General features: G+C 57.4%; 13 protein-coding genes. 8 read left to right on the top strand and 5 right to left on the bottom strand.

Annotated elements, in window-relative coordinates:
* Positions 1-94: 94 nt before the first annotated feature.
* Together VFX97_13715 and VFX97_13720 are read left to right on the top strand one after the other, a co-directional pair.
* The gene (locus VFX97_13715; protein ID HEX5704254.1) at positions 95-1,285 is read left to right on the top strand and encodes a tetratricopeptide repeat-containing serine protease family protein; all 1,191 of its coding nucleotides are present in this window, start codon (positions 95-97) and stop codon (positions 1,283-1,285) included.
* 195 nt (positions 1,286-1,480) lie between these two features.
* Positions 1,481-2,692 (top strand): GGDEF domain-containing protein, encoded by a 1,212-nt coding sequence (locus VFX97_13720; GenBank protein ID HEX5704255.1) that lies wholly within the window; start codon positions 1,481-1,483, stop codon positions 2,690-2,692.
* 97 nt (positions 2,693-2,789) lie between these two features.
* On the opposite strand, the gene VFX97_13725 is transcribed toward VFX97_13720, so the two are convergent.
* Entirely contained in the window at positions 2,790-3,491 is a 702-nt protein-coding gene (locus tag VFX97_13725) for a hypothetical protein (protein ID HEX5704256.1), read from the bottom strand.
* A gap of 452 nt (positions 3,492-3,943) precedes the next feature.
* On the opposite strand from VFX97_13725, the gene VFX97_13730 reads away from it, so the two are divergent.
* On the top strand, positions 3,944-4,594 hold the full coding sequence (locus VFX97_13730; protein HEX5704257.1) for a hypothetical protein: 651 nt from the start codon (positions 3,944-3,946) through the stop codon (positions 4,592-4,594).
* An 8-nt stretch (positions 4,595-4,602) separates the two neighbouring features.
* Here VFX97_13730 and VFX97_13735 read toward each other — a convergent pair whose 3' ends face one another.
* The 4 genes from VFX97_13735 to VFX97_13750 form a co-directional block, all read right to left on the bottom strand.
* A complete protein-coding gene (locus tag VFX97_13735; GenBank protein ID HEX5704258.1) occupies positions 4,603-6,921 on the bottom strand; it encodes a S9 family peptidase in 2,319 nt (772 codons plus the stop codon).
* 13 nt (positions 6,922-6,934) lie between these two features.
* On the bottom strand, positions 6,935-8,782 hold the full coding sequence (locus VFX97_13740) for a long-chain fatty acid--CoA ligase (GenBank protein HEX5704259.1): 1,848 nt from the start codon (positions 8,780-8,782) through the stop codon (positions 6,935-6,937).
* Entirely contained in the window at positions 8,779-9,432 is a 654-nt protein-coding gene (locus VFX97_13745) for a TetR/AcrR family transcriptional regulator (GenBank protein ID HEX5704260.1), read from the bottom strand. The genes VFX97_13740 and VFX97_13745 overlap by 4 nt, the downstream gene beginning before the upstream one ends.
* Before the next feature lie 128 nt (positions 9,433-9,560).
* Positions 9,561-10,517 carry a mechanosensitive ion channel domain-containing protein gene (locus VFX97_13750; protein HEX5704261.1) on the bottom strand — a complete coding sequence of 319 codons (957 nt, stop codon included), beginning with the start codon at positions 10,515-10,517 and terminating at the stop codon, positions 9,561-9,563.
* A gap of 258 nt (positions 10,518-10,775) precedes the next feature.
* Between VFX97_13750 and VFX97_13755 the strand changes: the two genes are divergently transcribed.
* The 5 genes from VFX97_13755 (at position 10,776) to VFX97_13775 (ending at position 17,245) form a co-directional block, all read left to right on the top strand.
* Positions 10,776-11,321, top strand: coding sequence for a sigma-70 family RNA polymerase sigma factor (locus VFX97_13755; GenBank protein HEX5704262.1), 546 nt, complete (start codon positions 10,776-10,778; stop codon positions 11,319-11,321).
* Positions 11,322-11,411: 90 nt separating this feature from the next.
* Positions 11,412-14,099: a FecR domain-containing protein gene (locus tag VFX97_13760; protein ID HEX5704263.1), complete on the top strand. Its 2,688-nt coding sequence runs from the start codon at positions 11,412-11,414 to the stop codon at positions 14,097-14,099.
* A gap of 285 nt (positions 14,100-14,384) precedes the next feature.
* Entirely contained in the window at positions 14,385-15,356 is a 972-nt protein-coding gene (locus tag VFX97_13765; protein HEX5704264.1) for an ABC transporter ATP-binding protein, read from the top strand.
* A gap of 48 nt (positions 15,357-15,404) precedes the next feature.
* Positions 15,405-16,310: a hypothetical protein gene (locus tag VFX97_13770; GenBank protein ID HEX5704265.1), complete on the top strand. Its 906-nt coding sequence runs from the start codon at positions 15,405-15,407 to the stop codon at positions 16,308-16,310.
* The gene (locus VFX97_13775; GenBank protein HEX5704266.1) at positions 16,307-17,245 is read left to right on the top strand and encodes an ABC transporter ATP-binding protein; all 939 of its coding nucleotides are present in this window, start codon (positions 16,307-16,309) and stop codon (positions 17,243-17,245) included. Before VFX97_13770 ends, VFX97_13775 begins: the two co-directional genes overlap by 4 nt.
* Positions 17,246-17,263 lie beyond the last annotated feature (18 nt).

Here is a 17,263-nt window from a genome sequence, read left to right on the forward strand (position 1 = left end):
CCCGACCAGCGTTGATTCCCCGATAAAACAACGAAGTCCCGACGCGTTGGGACTGAGTACCTTCAGTCGTTTTGGTTACGCAAGGAGGTTCCCCTTGAACAGAACTTTCCCCCGCCTCGTAGTTTCCTTGTCTCTATTTGTCTTCGGTGCGTCAATCCACGCGCAAAATGCTGGCGTCCTCCCTGATGGTCGGGCCAATGCCGCGACTGCGCAAACAGAGTCGCTTCCCGAACTTGTGCGTCGCGTAAAGCCTTCCGTCGTTTCCGTCTTAACTTACGACTCAAAGGGAGAGCCGCTAATCAGCGGCAGCGGGTTCTTCATTCGTCCGAATGAGGTCGTTACCAACGTGCACGTCTTGCGGAACGCGCACCGCGTCGAGGTTCGCACGCTCGAAGGGAAAGGGCGCACGTATCCAGTCAGGGGCGCGTTTGCGATCGACGATGAGGCCGACCTGGCGCTGTTGAGTGTGGACTTGCCCGCCGAACGTTCGCGACCGTTACCACTCGCTACGACTCTGCCGGAAGAAGGCGAGCAGGTTTTCGTCATTGGAAATCCCCTGCGCCTGGAAGGTTCGATCAGCGACGGCATTGTTTCCGCCATCCGCGAAGTCCCCGCTTTAGGACGCATCATTCAAATCACCGCGCCCGTTTCGCATGGAAACAGTGGCAGCCCTCTTTTCAACATGCGCGGACAGGTCATCGGGATCGTGACGGTCAAAGTCACCAACGGCCAAAACATCAATCTCGCTTTGGGTGCGGCGCGCGTGGCCTCGCTTCAGTCCGGGCCCCTCATCTCGTTCGATCAGGTGGGAACGAGAAACCGATCCAATCAGCCGGAAGCGCTCGCCGATCTTTGGTATCGCGGCGGGATCGATTCGATGTGGCTGGGGAATTACGAGAACGCTCTCAACTATTTCGAGACCGCGGCGAATCGGAATCCCCGGCGCGCGGAAACGTGGATTCAAATTGGCTACTGCAAAGTGAAGCAGGGCCGGAACGATGAAGCCATTCGCGCGTACCAGCGGGCATTGGCGTTGCGGCCGAACTCAGCCGACGCGCACAACAAACTTGGCGACGCGTACTTCTACGCCGGCCGATTCACGGAAGCGATCGACGCTTATCATGAAGCCGCGCGGCTGCGACCGAAGGATGGGGAAGCTTATTACAATCTCGCGCTCGCTTATCTGGAAATTGGTGATCGCGCAGCAGCGATGACGCAAAGCCGCGTGCTCGCGACGATTGATGCGGACCTGAATAAGAAATTGCTCAGTGAAATGCAGCGGTAAGTCGTGGCGAGTAGCTCGACCGTTAGGCCCTGAAACAACCAAGACGCCCTCTTTGACGGTCGGGCTACCGCCTCACTTAACAAAATTCTAGCCCCCATCGCCTCGATTTCGTACAATCCACCTTGGCGAGCAGGGTCGCCTCCCCTTCTTCGCGCATCCGTTCCGGATGTATCTCACACGAATGGAACATCCCCTATGAGCGCAAACGTTGGCTTGGCAATTCAGTGTGTCGGCATCGTGCTGGTGGCGTTGCTGACGATCTCAATGCGCGGATCGATCAAGAGCGCCGCCGTAAATTACTGGGCGGCCGCCTGGCTGTGTCTCTCACTGGCATTGGTGAGCCTGTTCATCGGGATTCAGGTTGGTTCGGGACAGAAACTTTTCTTCTCAGGTTATTTTCTCGGCGAGTACGCGTTCGGTCTTTTGTTTATCGCGGGCTGTCGTCACTACGCGACCGGCGCGCGACTAAACCGGCGCGCAATTTTCGTCGGGGGCGCGGCCGTCATCGTCGCCGCCGTGCTGCCTTTTCTATCAGCCGATTTTAATGACCTCTTTATGGCGCACGCGACGATCTTTGCCGCGTTGTTTGCTCTCTCAGCCTTGTCGCTGCGCCCGGCTTTCGGAAGCGTAAAGAGCAGCCCCGGATTGCGCGTCATGCTCGCCGCGCTGGTTCTGCTGGCCATTGATTTTCTGCATTACGTCCCCGTGTTTGCCGCGCGCAAAGGGCTTTGGAAATTCACGGTGCCGGCGAGCTACCTGCAATACACCTCGATCTTCGATTTGATTCTCGAAATCCTGCTCGGCTTTGGCACGATCATGGTTTTGCTTGAAGGCGTGCGGCGCGAAGTCGAGGCGACGAATGCGAAGTTAACGCACGCGCACGACCAGCTCGAAATGACGGCGCGCATGGATCCCTTGACGGAAGCCCTGAATCGGCACGCGTTCCATTCGCTGCTGAGCCGCGGCGAGGGCGGCGAAGCGCAGGATGTGGATGGCTGTGTCGCGATTATCGACATCGACAATCTGAAGCCGATTAACGACACGCTCGGTCACAGCGTTGGTGACAAAGCGATTCGCGCCGTGGCTCGCGCCGTGCGCTCGCTGATTCGTGCCGACGATATGCTGTTCCGTTGGGGTGGGGACGAATTCATGGTCTTGATGTTCAAGCTTGATCAGAAGGAAGCGCGCCGGCGCATGGAGGCGCTGAATTCGGTTCTGGAAAGCAATGCGGAAAAGTGGATCAACGCGCCGGCTAAGGTTTCCGTCTCCGTGGGAGTCTGGGGATTTGTTTCGTTGAATGAACTCGGCGCCGCCATCGAGAAAGCCGATCAGGCGATGTACCGCACTAAGCAGGAACGACGCGCGAAGTTGAAGCCGGTAATCAATCCGCAGATAGCGCCGACATGAAGTCAGTACCACCTGCGGTAGCGGGTGGTTGATCTTGGAATCGAAAATAACTCGCCCTGCCACATCTAACCCGCTACCGCAGGTGGTTCTGACTATTTCAGTAGTTCGTCAGGATATCTTCGGGCGGGAATCCCATCTGCTCCAAACGATCTCTTGTCTGCGCGATCATTTCGCGCGAGCCACACACCAAAGCCACCGGCGATTTCAGATCCGCCAACACGTGATCCAGCAACGACTGCACATAGCCGGTTGGCCCTGACCAATCATGTCCGTCGGGACGCGAGATCACCTGACGCAACTCGACTCCAGCCTTTTCCCAATCGTCGATCTCGTCTCGATAACAAAACTCGTCGGGCGTGCGCGCGCCGTACAGCACGACTAGCTGACCAAATCTCTCACGACGGTTCAAAACGTGTCGCAGCGCTGAACGCAGCGGCGCGACACCTGTGCCCATCGCAACGAAAACTACGTCACGTCCGACCTGCGCGTCCAAATGGAATCCGTCGCCGGCGACGCCGAGCAGCTCAATCGTGTCGCCTTCTGTCAGATCGAATAACGCGACGCTGGCTCCAATGGTCCGCTTAACGAGAATCTCCAGTTCGCGATCTTCCGGCGCGCCCGCGAAGGCAAAATAAGCCGGCTCGTGTCCATCGACGCTAAGAATGGCTACCTGGCCCGGACGAAAAACGATCTCATGCGACGTTTCGGCGCCGGCAGGCATTAGATCAAACGAACGAATCTCGCGCGCCTGTTGGCGCATGCGCGTAACGATTAGTTGGCGAGAAGATTCTTCTGTCATCGGGCGTCAGCGAACAGTGTAGATGATCCGTTTGGCGAGGAGAAAGCTGGGGGTTCTTCTAATTCACACCTGCTTCAGCGCGGTGAGTTGAAGTGAGTTCGGAAAATGAAACCGTTTAAGCTGTTTCCGAATCCAGTTGTCGTTCGTTGCACCGCGCTGAAGCGCGGTGCGAATTAGAGTGCAGCCACCCGTGGAATTTCTTTTCAGGTCGCGACCCAACTTCCACAGTCTGACATGCGAGTCACCCAGCCGACGTTGTATATCTCCCTCCCCGCTTGCGGGGAGGGGTTAGGGGGTGGGGGTTAAGACGCGTGGCGTCCTCACCCCCTAACCCCCTCTCCGCAGGCGGGGAGGGGGAGAAAAGTCACTGCGAGGGGAGCACTGCGGCAGCCGTGTTTCAGACTTTGAAATCCTGTCCTTCTGAAATCGCCGGTGCTAGAATGCCGCGCGAGATGAGTACTTCTTCCCCGCGCAGGCTGGTGCTGATTTTGGCAGTTTTGATAGCGTCAACGGCCGTGGGCGCGGCTCAATCCGGGCGGCGCAGCGGGGTTAAGTCGCCCGTGCCCGCGCCACCGCCGGTTGCAAGTCCCACGCAAGAGCTGTCGAAGCCGAAGCCACCGGCGCGGTTTCAGCTGTTCGTTGGTATTGATGTTCCCACTGGTTTTGATGGAGTGCCGTTCCGAGGTTCGGACATCGTTCTCGAGGAGTGTGTGCGCCGGCTCGCGCAAGCGAACGACGTGGCGGTCACGGTGGCGAACCAGCCAATGACACGCAGCGAGGGTTTGAAAGCGGCCAAAGCCGAGACAGTTAGATATGTCGTCTGGTTGCAGGTTCGTAATGAACGGGCTGATTACGGCGCGGACGTTTCGGCGCAGAACGCCCAGCTCTATGTGACTTACATGATCTATGAACCCGGCACGGCGAAACTTAAAGGCTCGGGGCGCGCGCAATACCGAACCGGGAGTTTGGGAAACGTGGGTGTAACGGGTCCCTCAGCGCGCCGCGCGGTATTCTCAGACTACGAGATTAAAGAGACCGCTAAGCAGGCAGCCGACAAAATCCTCGACGCATTTCAAATTAAGATTGGCGGCTGGCCGCGGTAGACTTCAGGCTACTCAGCAATCCGTTCGTTAGGCGCTCCCAGGTACTTCTTCAGCCAGGCGTGAACTTCCTGATAGAAAAACCTGCTGTTTTCGCCTTTAAGAATCCAATGGTTCTCGTCGGGCCAAACGATTAGCTTGCTCGGGACGCGCATACGCTGCAGCACACTCCAGTTCTCAAGCGTCTGATTCAGCGGCACGCGGAAATCGTTCTCACCGACTGAGAGCAGGATCGGTGTCTTGAAGTTCGCCGCGAAGCGAATCGGATTTTGTTCCCGCCAAACCGCGCCCTGCTCCCAGACGGGTCCGCCACTGCCGACTTCCCGATGATAAATCGTGTCGCTCGTGCCCCATTGTGATTCGAGGTTAATCAGACCGGCATGACTGACCAAAGTCTTGTAGCGAGTCGTCGTGGCTTGCAGCCAGTTGGCGAGATGTCCGCCATAACTCGCGCCCGCCGCCGCTTGTCGCGTTCCATCGACGAACGAGAATTGACGGATAGTCTCGTCGGCGGCTTCGTTGATCTCGAGTGCCGGACCCTTCAACGGATCACCTTGAATGCTTTGCGCGAACGCTTCACCAAAACCGGTCGAGCCTGAATAGTTCGTCAGCAGCACGACGTAACCCGGCCGCGCGAGCATGTGATAGTTCCAGCGCAGACCCCAGTTGTCGCGCCACATCGTGTGCGGTCCGCCGTGCATGAGCACGAGCAGCGGATACTTTTTCTTCGCATCGAATCGCGGCGGGAGGGCAATCATGTTGTGAATCCGTTTGCCCGCGCGGCTGGTGAACCAAAAGTGGCGCAACGGCTGCCAGTCGATTTGCGCAACGCGCTCAGCGTTGAATTCCGTAAGCGGCTTCTGGGTTTTCTCACTCAGATCGAGCCGGAAGATTTCCGGCGGATTCATCGCGCTTTCCCAGCTGGCGATGATAATCGTGGACCCGGATTTTCGCGGAATGCGCAGGTTCGTGTAGACGCCGCGCGTCATCTCCATCGCCAGACGAACTTCGCCGCCGTTAGCCGGCACCGTAAAGAGCTTTTCGTTGCCCGCTTCTTCAGCCAACAGGTAAACCGATTGACTGTCGGGGGTTACTGCGTAAGTTCCCACCGATCGATCGAAATCTTTCGTGAGGATTATGGGCTGGCGAAGGAAACCCATGTTCGGCCATCCGAACCTTGCGAGCCGGTCGAGATTGTAGACCTTGCCGTTCGATTCAATGGTCGAGATGGCGTAGAGCGCGCGGCCGTCCGGACTAAACATGGGGCGAGCGAAAGTGTCGTTGCCTCCCGTAAGTCGCAGCGGTTCGCCGCCGTTCGCGTCAATCTTGAACAGCGACGTGTTCACCGGCGCATATGCCGCCGCGTTACGAACGGTGGTGGCTACGAATACGATCGAGCCGCCATCCGGTGTCCACACCGCGCCAAACTCTTCACCCGAATCGGTGAGACTGCCTGAGAAGCCAGGCTCTTTCACAATTTTCGTTCCCGCGAAAATGTCTTTGGCTTTCGCTCCGGGTTCCAGAGTTTGGACAAAAAGATGGGCTTCCGTATCTTCCAGCCACCTGTCCCAATTGCGAATTGGGAATCCTTCATAAACGCGTGCGCGATACTTCTGGGCTTTGCGGTCAGCCGCAATTTTCTTGTTCGCTTCGTCATCCGCCGCGCCGGGATACACCGTGCTGGTAAAGAGCAGAGCCTTTCCGTCCGGTCGCCATTCCGGCGTACGCGCTCCGGTCGAAAGTGAAGTTGCACGCACGGCTTCGCCGCCGTCAGCCACATTGATGATGTAGATCTGCGCGACCTCATCGCCTTCGCGTCTGGCTGAGAATGCGAGCCGGTTGCTGTCGGGACTCCAGGAGACGCCGCTCTCGCCGCTCTTGGTAAACGTCAGCCGGCGCGGCTTTGCGCTGCCATCCGCGGGAACGATCCAAAGGTCCGAGACCTGATCCTTTTCGTCATAGGCGGGCTCAACCAGCGAGAACACAACCCATTTGCCGTCCGGGCTGGGCGCGGGCGCGCCGACACGCTTCAATTGCCACATCGTCTCATGGCTGATGGGCGTCTTGGTTTGGGCGCGCGCGACAAAAGAAATGTGCAGCGGCGCGCAAAGCACAGCGGCGAAAACGGCCAGACTTAGAATGAGACTGCGAGGCTTTTTACAAAGAGTCGGCTTCTTGTTCGTTCGCCCCCTCTCAGCAAGCGAAGATGGGGTTGGGGGAGAAGTGACGAGCGCGACAAACCCCACCCCCAACCCGCGTGCGGGAAGGGGAGAAAGACACATCGCCAATGAATTGTTCTGAAGAACCAGGCTGCGACGATTCTTAGACATTCGGATTCTCCTGTTATTGGTCTTCGTAAAGACGATCTATCACATTTCGATACTTCTGATCGATCACGCGCCGTTTCACCTTCAGCGTCGGCGTCAACTCGCCGCTATCTACGGTGAACTCGTGTTCAAGCACCGCAATTTTCTTAATCTTTTCAAACTGCGCGAGGTGTTCCGTGCGCGCGGCAATCTGTCGTTCGAACAAATCGATGATGCGGGGGCTGTGGCAGAAATCGCCGCGCGTGCGCAGGTCGAGGCCCTTGAGCTTCGCGTAGGCGTCAAGTTGATCCCAAGCCGGAACTATCAGCGCTGAAGCAAACTTGCGGCTGTCGCCAATGACGACCACCTGGCTTACGAACCGCGAGCCTTTGATCAACTGTTCGATAACCTGCGGGGCGATGTACTTCCCACCGGACGTTTTCAGGAGCTCTTTCTTGCGATCCGTAATCGTGAGAAAGCCGTCTGTATCGAGGCAGCCAATATCTCCGGTCTTGAACCAGCCGTCTTCGGTCATCACCGCGCGCGTTTCTTCGGGTTTGTGCCAGTAGCCCTGCATTACGTGCGGCCCGCGCGTTTCGATCTCGCCATCGGCGGCGATGCGCACTTCGACGTTGCGAACCGGTTTCCCGGACGTGCCGACGCGAATGTATTGAAGCTGGCCCGCAGTGATCACGGGTGAAGTTTCCGTCAAGCCATAACCCTGCACGATCGGCAAACCGGCGCCGAGAAATGCGAGCGCGATGTCGTTCGACAGCGCGGCGCCGCCGGAAACCAGGATGCGAATTCGCCCGCCCATCGCGTTGCGGAGTTTCTTGAACAGCACAGCGTCGGCGAGTTTGTGTTTCAACGAAAGCGGAAACGGAATCGGCTTGCGGTCCGAATGGTGCTGCGCCCATTCCCGGCCCACGCCGATCGCCCATTGCGCCATCGCGCCGTTCAACTTTCCTTTGGAAGCTGCTTTGTCCTGCACGCGCTCGACGATCTTTTCATAAATGCGCGGTACGCCGACAAAGACTGTCGGATGAATTTCGCGCAGGTAGTCGCCCAGGTTGTCGAGTTGGCCGAAGTACACGCTCATGCCGTGATGCAGGTACATGTTCATCGCCTGGCGTTCGAAGACGTGCGACAAAGGCAGCACGGAAAGGGCTGTGTCTTTCACGCCAAACGCGAAGTGGTTCGACGAATCGATCAGATTCGAAACCATGTTCGAGTGCGAAAGCATTACACCCTTTGGCTCGCCCGTCGTTCCTGAGGTGTAAATGATCGTCGCCAGATCTTCCGGCTTCGCCCCGCGTGCGAGTTCCTCGATCAGCGAAGGTGTCTGCCGGTGCACGTCTCGGCCTTTGTTTTCGAGATCTGAGAGGCTGGACGTATTGGCGCGGCCCGCGGCGTTGTCTTCGTACAGCACGACATGCGAAACCTCGGGAGAATCGCGCAGGACTTCCTCCATTTGCGCCAATTTCTCTCGCGACTGAACAAACAGAACTCGCGCGCCTGAGTCCTTCAAAATGTATTGCGCCTGTGGCGGCGTCAGCGTCGGATAAATCGGGACCGTGATAGCGCCCGCGAACAGACAGCCCTGATCGGTCAAAACCCATTCGGCGCAGCTTTCGGAAAGCAGCGCGACGCGTTCGCCTTTGGCGATGCCCAGGGAATTGAGACCAAGCGCGATGTGCTTTGCGCGCTGCAACATCTGCGCGGCTGAGATCGAATGCCACGCTCCGTCGCGCTTGTAATTCAGCGTGTTCGGTTTCGGATGGTTGCGCGCCAGGCGTTCGTAAACTTCAGGAAGGGTCGTCGGGTCGTCAGACGTGAGGGGCACTCGCGGCGGACTGAAGGGTGATTGGGAGAGTTTCTCGATCATTTGGAACGCATGCCTCCGGCCTGCTGCACGCCAGAGGCGTGCGTACCAACGCCGTTTAGAAAAACATCCATCACCACATCAGCCATCGGCTCTAGTTTGTAATTGCGGTGCGAGATAATCCAGTTGGTCGCCATCTCATCGAGTGCTCCGAAGAGTATCTTTGCGGCGATGGTCGCGTTCAGGTCCGGGCGAAACACGCCGGCGCGCTGGCCTTCTTCGAAAATGTCGTGCAGTAAGCCCAGGTACTCAGCAAAGCCGGCGGCGGAAAACTCTTCCATGAACTTCGTCGAGCCACGCAACTCCACCTGAAACACGACGGCAAGATCGCGATCCGCGCCCAGTCTTTCCAGGTGAAGTGAAGCAATGCGACGCAGCTTTTCGCGCGGGTCGGTGACCTCTTTGATCAGTTTGCGCGCGGCGGCAATCGCTTCCGCCATGTTCTGATCGAAAATCGAGTGCAGGATTTCATCTTTGCTTTTGAAATAGAGATATACGGTGCCGTCCGCCACGTCGGCTTCGCGTGCAATGTCGGCGACCTTCGAATTGAAATAGCCGTTACGCGCGAAGACCTGGGTGGCGGCGCGCAGAATGGCGGCACGTTTATCGGTGCTGGAGTTGCGCGAAGTGACTCGCTTTGCGGGACTAGCCATGGAATGAATGAATCGTCACTCAGTAACGCAAACAGCGTAACTTGTCGGGGAAGTTGGGGCAAGTATCGGTGGCACAGACTTCAGTCTGTGGTTTCAATCGGAAACTCACTGAAGTCTGTGCCACTGGGTCACTCGCCAGAGCGGTCGTCCGTTATTGATCTGTCACCTGTATCCAGAGGCAGCGCGCCTTCGCGCACCCGGAACTCCGTCTGCGGAAACGGAATCTCGATGCCTGTTTCGCGGAAGAGTTTTTCGAGGCGGTAATTAATATCGCTCTTAATCTGTGGGTGTAGTCGCGGGCGATTTGTCCACACGAGCAAACGAAAGTCGAGCGACCAATCGCCGAACTTGAGGAACTGCACTTTTGGCGGTGGATCTTTCAAAACGTTATCAACATCTTCGGCGGCCTTAAGCAGAGTTCGCGTGATGAGATCGATGTCTGAGTCATACGCGACGCCCACCGGTATCGAAATACGTACGCGCGGATCTCCATACGACCAGTTAATTAATCTTTGGCTTACGAGGCGTGAATTCGGCACGATGATCGAAACGCGATCGTTGGTAACGACAATGGTGGTGCGCAGGTTGATGCTCTGCACGTCGCCTTCGTCTTCAGCGATGGTAATGTGATCGCCAACGCGCACCGGCCGCTCAAAAAGGAGAATGAATCCCGAGGCAATATCTGCAGCGATATACTGCAAACCGAAGCCAATGCCTACCGACAGCGCTGTGAAAATAACCGCGAGCGAAGTTAGATCCAGATTGAAGGCCGCCTTCAGAGCCATCAGCGCGCCAAGAGTTACGATGAGGTACTGCGTGACTCTTCCCAGCGTGTAGCGGAGACCGGGATCGAGGTATGCCCTTTTTTCAATACTGCGCTTAAGCAGACGGCTGAGCGTGCGGGACAGCGCGATCGCAACAATCAGAATCAGCAGGCCCTGGACCAGTCTGGTGACTACAATCTCGACGCTGCCAATTCGGTAGGGCTGGTTGAGGTACTGCCAGATTCGGGCGAGGACACCGACGCTATCCTGGAGCGCAAAAATTGCCAGGGCGGAGGACAGCACGCTAAGTAGCAGGGTCACTTCGTATAACTATATGAACCGCGGCCGGGAGCGTCAAAGTGGCCGTAACTGCTGCAAATGCAACTTTTTCTTCGATTTTGTTCGTACGGGTGTTAATAATCGTCGGACGCGCGGCGTTTTATGGGCGGAAGGGGATTTTCTACAAACATGCTAGCCGCCGTGAAACCGCTCAAAGTTGTAACGCCATCCGTCGATTACACAGAGAATTCTATTTTGGGGAATCGCATAAAGACATCCGGTTCCAAGGCAATGCCAACCATGTCCGCAGAAGCGAACAGTTCTCTCGAGACACTTTTTCAGCAGCATCATGACCGCGTATTTCGCGCGGCTCACCGGGTCACGGGCAGCGCGGCGGATGCTGAAGATGTTTTGCAGACGGTTTTCCTCCGCTTGGCACGCGGGTCAGAAGGCGTGACTGTCCCGGACAATCCGGAAAGTTATTTTGCGCGAGCGGCAGTCAATGCGTCGCTCGACCTGCTGCGCGCGCGGAAACGTTCGAAGGCTGTGGCCTTCGACGATGTTGAGAACGGTGCGGCGGCAATCGAATTAGTGTCGCGGCGACATCCTGAGGCGAGTCATGAAGATCGCGAGCTGCGGCAGTTGATTCGTGAAGCGGTTTCAAAACTCGGGCCGACGGCAGGTCAGATGTTCGCGCTGCGTTATTTCGAAGGATACGACAACGGCGAGATTGCGCAGATGATGAAAACTTCGGCGCTGGTCGTCGGCGTGACCCTGCATCGAGCACGCACGCGTCTGAGAAAAGAGATTGGGAGTTATCTGCAAAAGCATCCCTCAAAGGTTTAGCGGAGGGCTACCGCCCTCCGAATTGGCGGGCAGTAGCCCGCCTCTAAACGAAAGGGATTTGAGATTGGAATCATCCTTGGAGCGAAAGTTATGAAAAACAAAGAACTCGACAACATGCTGGACAAGGTCGCGACTGAGATTCGTGGCGAGCAGATCGAATCGGCGATGGTGAACGACGCTGCCGAGCGCGTGTGGATGCGAATGTCTTCGCAGTCCGGCGTCGCGGCAAGCGAAGCTTCGGTGACGGCGGGTGCTTCTGAGCACATCGAAAGCTGCGCTGATTTTCAATCGCTGATGCCGGCCTATGTGAGACACGAGCTGTCGGAAGCGCGCGCGCTTCTCCTCGTCGATCACACGCATGAATGCATTCCGTGCCGCAGGGCCCTGAAGGAAGCGCGCACCACGCGTGTTGCGGCCGCAGTTGCGCCGCGACGTCAAACGCGCAAGGCGTCCCGCTACAGCTTCAATCCAGTCGTTCTGCGTTGGGCGGTTGCCGCAACGCTCGTGATTGGTCTGGGGCTGGTCGCGTGGCCGTTGGTTGAACGCTACATGCCGATTGGCTCAATCGACGCGACCGTGCAAGCCGCTGACGGCGCCGTGTATCTCGTCGAAGACACGAAGACACAACCGCTGACAAACGGCGCGAAGCTCGCGCGCGGGCAGGTGATTCGTACCGCGAAAGACGCGCGGGCGACGGTGCGGCTTGGCGATGGCACTTTGATCGAGATGAAGGATCGTTCGGAATTCTCGGTCAATCAAACGTTGCGCGGCACCACTATTTATCTTGGTTCGGGAAGCGTAATTGTCGAAGCCGCCAAGCAGAAGGATCGTCTGTTCCTCGACACCGGTGATTCGCTGGTGGCCGTGACCGGCACCATCTTTTCAGCGAATGCCGGCACGAAAGGTTCGCGCGTAAGCGTGGTTGAGGGTTCAGTTAATCTTGATCACAACGGTAAAGAACGCGTTCTGAAAGCCGGCGAGCAGGCCACCACCAGCGCGACGATTCAAACCGTGCCGGTGAAGGAAGAGGTTGCCTGGAGTAAGAATGCCGCCAAGTACGCACAGACTCTGGAAGCGCTGTCGGCGCTGAACAAAGACCTGAATGCCGTGGCGCAACCCGGCGTGCGTCACTCGACACGTCTGCTCGACATGATGCCCGAGAACACGGTGCTGTACGCGGCGGTTCCGAATCTGGCCGCGACGATCATCGAGTCGAACCGCATCATCGAAGAGAAAATTCAGCAGAACCCGGCGCTGAGCGAGTGGTTTAAGAACCGTCGCGATCCGGGCATGAACAACGCCATCAATGCGATTCGCGACTTCGGCGATCAGCTTGGTGAAGAGATTGCCGTCGGCGCCGCCATGGACGAAAAAGGCGAGCCCGTGCAGCCGTTGATTCTCGCCGAGTTGAAGAACGCCGCCGGCTTCCGCGCTTTCGTTGATGCCCAGGTGCAGAAGTTAAGCACTTCAGGCAAGAAGGGGCCGGATATTGTGTGGGTTGACGATCCGAATACGGCCCAGCCGACCGCGAACAACCCGGCCAACAAAATTGGCAAAGAAATCTACGTTTGGATCAACGGCGACGTGCTGGTCGGCTCTCCTAAGCTCGATCAGTTGCAGCGGGTTGCGACGACGCCGCAGACCTCGTTCATGTCCAGCGCTTTCCGCAACCGCATTGCGGATGTCTATCGCGAAGGCGCCGGCATTGTCGTGGCGGCGGACCTTGAGAAGGTCGTCGCGCGAGTTGGCCCGCTTCACAGTACGAAGTCCAAGAGTTCGGACAACGCAGTCAAGCACGATCAGGCGCTCAACGAACTTGGCGTTATGAATCTGAATTCGTTCGTGCTCGATCAGAAAGTGACGAACGGCAAGACGCACACGCGCGCCATGCTTTCCTACGACCAGACCGACCGCGGCATCACTTCGTGGCTGGCGCAACCTGGCCCGATGGGTTCGCTCGATTACATCTCGCCCGACGCGAATCTGGTGGCCGGCTTTGTCATCAAGAATCCGACCGCGGTGGTTGATGACTTGCTGCGGGTGATCAACCTGGGCTCGCCCGACGTCAAAACGCATCTCGACAAGTTGGAGCGTGAGCACGGCCTGAACGTGCGCAGCGATTTCGCGGCGCCCCTGGGTGGTGAGTACGCCTTCGCGATTGACGGCCCAATTCTGCCGACGCCTTCGTGGAAGCTGGTAATCCAGGTTAACGACCCGGCCCGCCTGCAACAGACACTCGAGCGTGTCGTGGTGGAAATCAACAAAGAGGCCGCGAGGGAAGGCAAGAAAGGTCTGGCCTGGGATCGCGCAGACAGCGGTGGCCGCACGTTCTACACCCTTAAGTCGCAGGACTTCGGAGTCGAAGCGAACTACGTGTTCGTGAACGGCTACATGATTGCGGGCCCGACGCGCGCGCTGATCGAACAGGCGCTGCGGTATCACGACTCAGGATCGACGCTGAAGAATTCGGCGAAGTTCACCGCGGGCCTGCCGGCCGACGGCAACGTGAACTTCTCGGCGTTTGTCTATCAGAACCTGGCGCCGCTGGTGCAGCCTTTCGCTAAGGCAGGAGGGAACTTGCCCTCCGGCCCGAGCAAGGCGCTCGCCATGGCCGCGACGATGGAGCCAACGCTGCTTTACGCCTACGCGTATGGCGATCACATCGAAGTCGCTGCGAACACCAATGGCGGACCGTTTGGCTTGAGCCCGGCGACGCTGCTCGGAATGCCCAGCGCGTTCGAACTGCAGAGCGTGCTCGAAAAGGGAACCGGGAAGTAACACTTTAATCGCGTCACGAGGTCCGAGGAGTTTTCCAACTCCTCGGGCTTCTGGCATTTCAGTTCACGGAGCCAATCATGCCGATCACTATACCTTCGCGATCCGTTCCCGATCGGAAAGTTCTCATTAACGGACTGACACTGATCGCGCTCGGAATCTCGATCTTCGCCCTCGATACTTGGGGAAACCTTTTCGTCCGGCTGTTCGTAGGGTTATTCTGGACTTCGTTCTTACTTTTCCTGAACGGTCCCGGTCTTGTCCGCGCATTGCGGACACTCAAAACGAATGGCAGACGAAGTCGCATCAAACCCAGCTTTGCAAACTACGAACGCCGAACCTCCGGTTATTGATCTGCAGAGGTTGTCGGTGACGTTCGGCGGGCGGCCCATCCTGCGCGAACTGAACGGTGAGCTGCGCGGGCGCGCCATCGGCCTGCTGGGGCCAAACGGCGCCGGCAAGACGACGCTGATTCACACCCTGCTCGGGTTTCACGAGCCCTCTTCGGGAACGGCGCACATCTTCGGGCGCGACATCCGCGCCGATGCCAATCAAATAAAAAGCCTGATCGGATACATGCCTGAGCGCGACTCGTTCATCGCGAAGATGTCGTGCGTCCACTTCGTCCGGTTCATGGCTGAGTTGTCCGGGTTGCCGCCGGCCGCCGCCCTCGAACGCGCGCATGAAGCGCTCTTCTTTGTCGGCCTGGGCGAGGCGCGCTATCGCAATGTCGATACGTTTTCGCTCGGCATGAAGCAGTTGGCGAAACTGGCGCAGGCGATCGTACACGGACCGAAACTAATTTTTCTCGACGAGCCGACGAACGGTCTCGATCCGCCGGCGCGCCTGCGCATGATCAAGATGATTCGCGAGATTCGCGACAGCGGTCAGGCCAACATCGTTCTGTCGTCGCATCTGCTGCGTGACGTTGAAGAGTGCTGCGAAGAGATTTTGATCCTGAAAGACGGACGACTGGTCGTCTATTGCAACCTGGAAGAAGAGCGGCGCGCGAACAAGAAGTTCCTGATGCTCGAGACGCGCGGCGACTTAAAGCCGTTTGTCGCGGCGGTAAGCGAGATTGGCTGCGAGTATGCCGTGACGGGCGATCATCGCGTGAAGTTGATCCTTCAGGACGACACAGAGGTTCGCGATCTGTATCGGCTCGCCGCGAAAACAAATTTGCAGATTCGGCGGCTGAGCTACAAGCGTGATTCGCTCGAAGACATCTTCCTGAAAGCGATGGAGAACGGAAACAGTTGATACATCGGTTAATTGAATCAGTGAATCAATGAGTCAATCGAAACAGCCATGGCGGTAATCGAACGTACATACAAACGATATACAGGCGTGACGTCGCCTGAGTGGAGCCGCTTTCTGATCATTACGCGTCACGCGTTTCGCGACGTGTTTCGTTCAAAGATCTTCACCGGCATCTTCCTGCTGTCGTTTGTGTGGCCGCTGGTGTGCGCGATTTTGATTTACCTGCACCACAACGCGAATGTGCTGGCGATGTGGCAAATCAACGTTCGCGACCTGCTGCCGATCGATGCGGCCTTTTTTCAATATTGGGTGGTTGTCCCGCAGGGCTATCTCGGATTTTTCCTGGCGATGCTGATCGGGCCGTCACAGGTCTCGCGCGATCTAACGAACAACGCCCTGCCGCTCTATCTTTGCCGGCCATTTACCCGCACTGAATACGTCGTGGGCAAAATGGCCATCGTCATTATTCTGCTGTCTTTGATGAGCTGGATTCCCGGGCTGCTCCTGTTTCTGCTGCAGAGCTATCTCGAGGGCTGGACGTGGTTTATACAGAACATCCCGATCGCGAGCGCGATTTTCATGGGCAGCTTCGTATGGATTCTTTTACTGGCGTTGTTGACGCAGGCAATTTCCGCCTGGGTGCGTTGGCGCGTCGCGTCGCGTGCGGCGCTGCTCGCTGCGTTCTTCATTCCGTCCACGTTCGCGGCGATTGTTAATGAGATCTTTCAAACCAGTTGGGCCAATATCTTTTCCCTGCAGGCGTTGATTTGGAACGTTTGGGCGGGTCTGTTTGGGACATTTCAACGGCAGACGGTCCAGTTCGGCGGCCGTGACTCACAGATATTGGTGACTGAACCGCCGCTGTGGGCATCGTGGCTGGTGCTGTTTTTGATTTGCGCGGCATGTCTGGCACTGCTCTCGCGAAAAGTTAAAGCGTACGAAGTCGTGAAATGAACTCGAATTCCGAAATTGTCTTCAACAACGTCTCGAAGTTTTACGGCGAGATACTCGGCGTGAATCGCGTGACGCTTTCGATTCCGCCCGGCATTACCAGTCTCGTCGGGCCGAACGGCGCCGGGAAGACGACGCTGATGAATCTGATGACGGGCTTGTTGCGGCCGACGCGCGGCTCGGTCAACGTGTTGGGCATCCCGACAGATAGGCCTGAGCAGTTGTTTCGGAAGCTTGGTTACTGCTCGCAATTCGATTCGTTTCCCCGCGGACTGACGGGCCGCGAGTTCATCCGCTCGTTTCTGCTCGTCTCTGGTTATACAAAAGCGGAAGCTGAAGACTTGACCAATAAAGCTTTGGAGCGCGTCGATCTCATGCCGGCCGGGAATCGAAAGATTGGCGGGTACAGCAAAGGCATGCGTCAGCGCGTGCGCCTGGCGCAATCGATCGCGCATCAGCCATCCGTCCTGATCCTGGACGAGCCGTTGAACGGTCTCGACCCGATGGTGCGCGCGGAAACGATTGCGCTGTTCAAGCAACTAGCGGCGGAAGGCCTGCACTTAATCATCTCCAGTCACATTCTGCACGAAGTGGACATGATGTCGGACCGCGTTGTTTTGCTGAACAACGGCTACGTTGTGGCTGAGGGCGGGATTCACGGCGTGCGCGATGAGATGGACACTGAACATCCGATGCAGGTCCTGATTCGCTGCGATAAACCGGCGGTGCTCGCCGCGCGCATGTTCAGCAGCAACCATTTGGTCGAAGCGCGCGTGCACGATGATCGGCACGGGTTGTTCGTGAAGACGCGCGACCCAGACAAGTTCTATTTATTGCTAAATGAAGTCGTCGCGGAAGGTGAAGTTGAGATCGAATCTGTCGCGCCGGCCGATGATGATCTGAGCGCGGTTTACGAATACTTGATTGGATCGCACTGAAGTCTGTGCCGCTTAATT

This window comes from Pyrinomonadaceae bacterium, assembly GCA_036277115.1.
In the GTDB taxonomy this organism is placed as follows: domain Bacteria; phylum Acidobacteriota; class Blastocatellia; order Pyrinomonadales; family Pyrinomonadaceae; genus UBA11740.

Bases quoted from the DNA above. Each gene is read 5' to 3' on its own strand.
- VFX97_13720 (HEX5704255.1), top strand. From the start codon at position 1,481: ATGAGCGCAAACGTTGGCTTGGCAATTCAGTGTGTCGGCATCGTGCTG.
- VFX97_13725 (HEX5704256.1), bottom strand. From the start codon at position 3,491: ATGACAGAAGAATCTTCTCGCCAACTAATCGTTACGCGCATGCGCCAA.
- VFX97_13730 (HEX5704257.1), top strand. From the start codon at position 3,944: ATGAGTACTTCTTCCCCGCGCAGGCTGGTGCTGATTTTGGCAGTTTTG.
- VFX97_13735 (HEX5704258.1), bottom strand. From the start codon at position 6,921: ATGTCTAAGAATCGTCGCAGCCTGGTTCTTCAGAACAATTCATTGGCG.
- VFX97_13740 (HEX5704259.1), bottom strand. From the start codon at position 8,782: ATGATCGAGAAACTCTCCCAATCACCCTTCAGTCCGCCGCGAGTGCCC.
- VFX97_13745 (HEX5704260.1), bottom strand. From the start codon at position 9,432: ATGGCTAGTCCCGCAAAGCGAGTCACTTCGCGCAACTCCAGCACCGAT.
- VFX97_13755 (HEX5704262.1), top strand. From the start codon at position 10,776: ATGTCCGCAGAAGCGAACAGTTCTCTCGAGACACTTTTTCAGCAGCAT.
- VFX97_13760 (HEX5704263.1), top strand. From the start codon at position 11,412: ATGAAAAACAAAGAACTCGACAACATGCTGGACAAGGTCGCGACTGAG.
- VFX97_13765 (HEX5704264.1), top strand. From the start codon at position 14,385: ATGGCAGACGAAGTCGCATCAAACCCAGCTTTGCAAACTACGAACGCC.
- VFX97_13770 (HEX5704265.1), top strand. From the start codon at position 15,405: ATGGCGGTAATCGAACGTACATACAAACGATATACAGGCGTGACGTCG.
- VFX97_13775 (HEX5704266.1), top strand. From the start codon at position 16,307: ATGAACTCGAATTCCGAAATTGTCTTCAACAACGTCTCGAAGTTTTAC.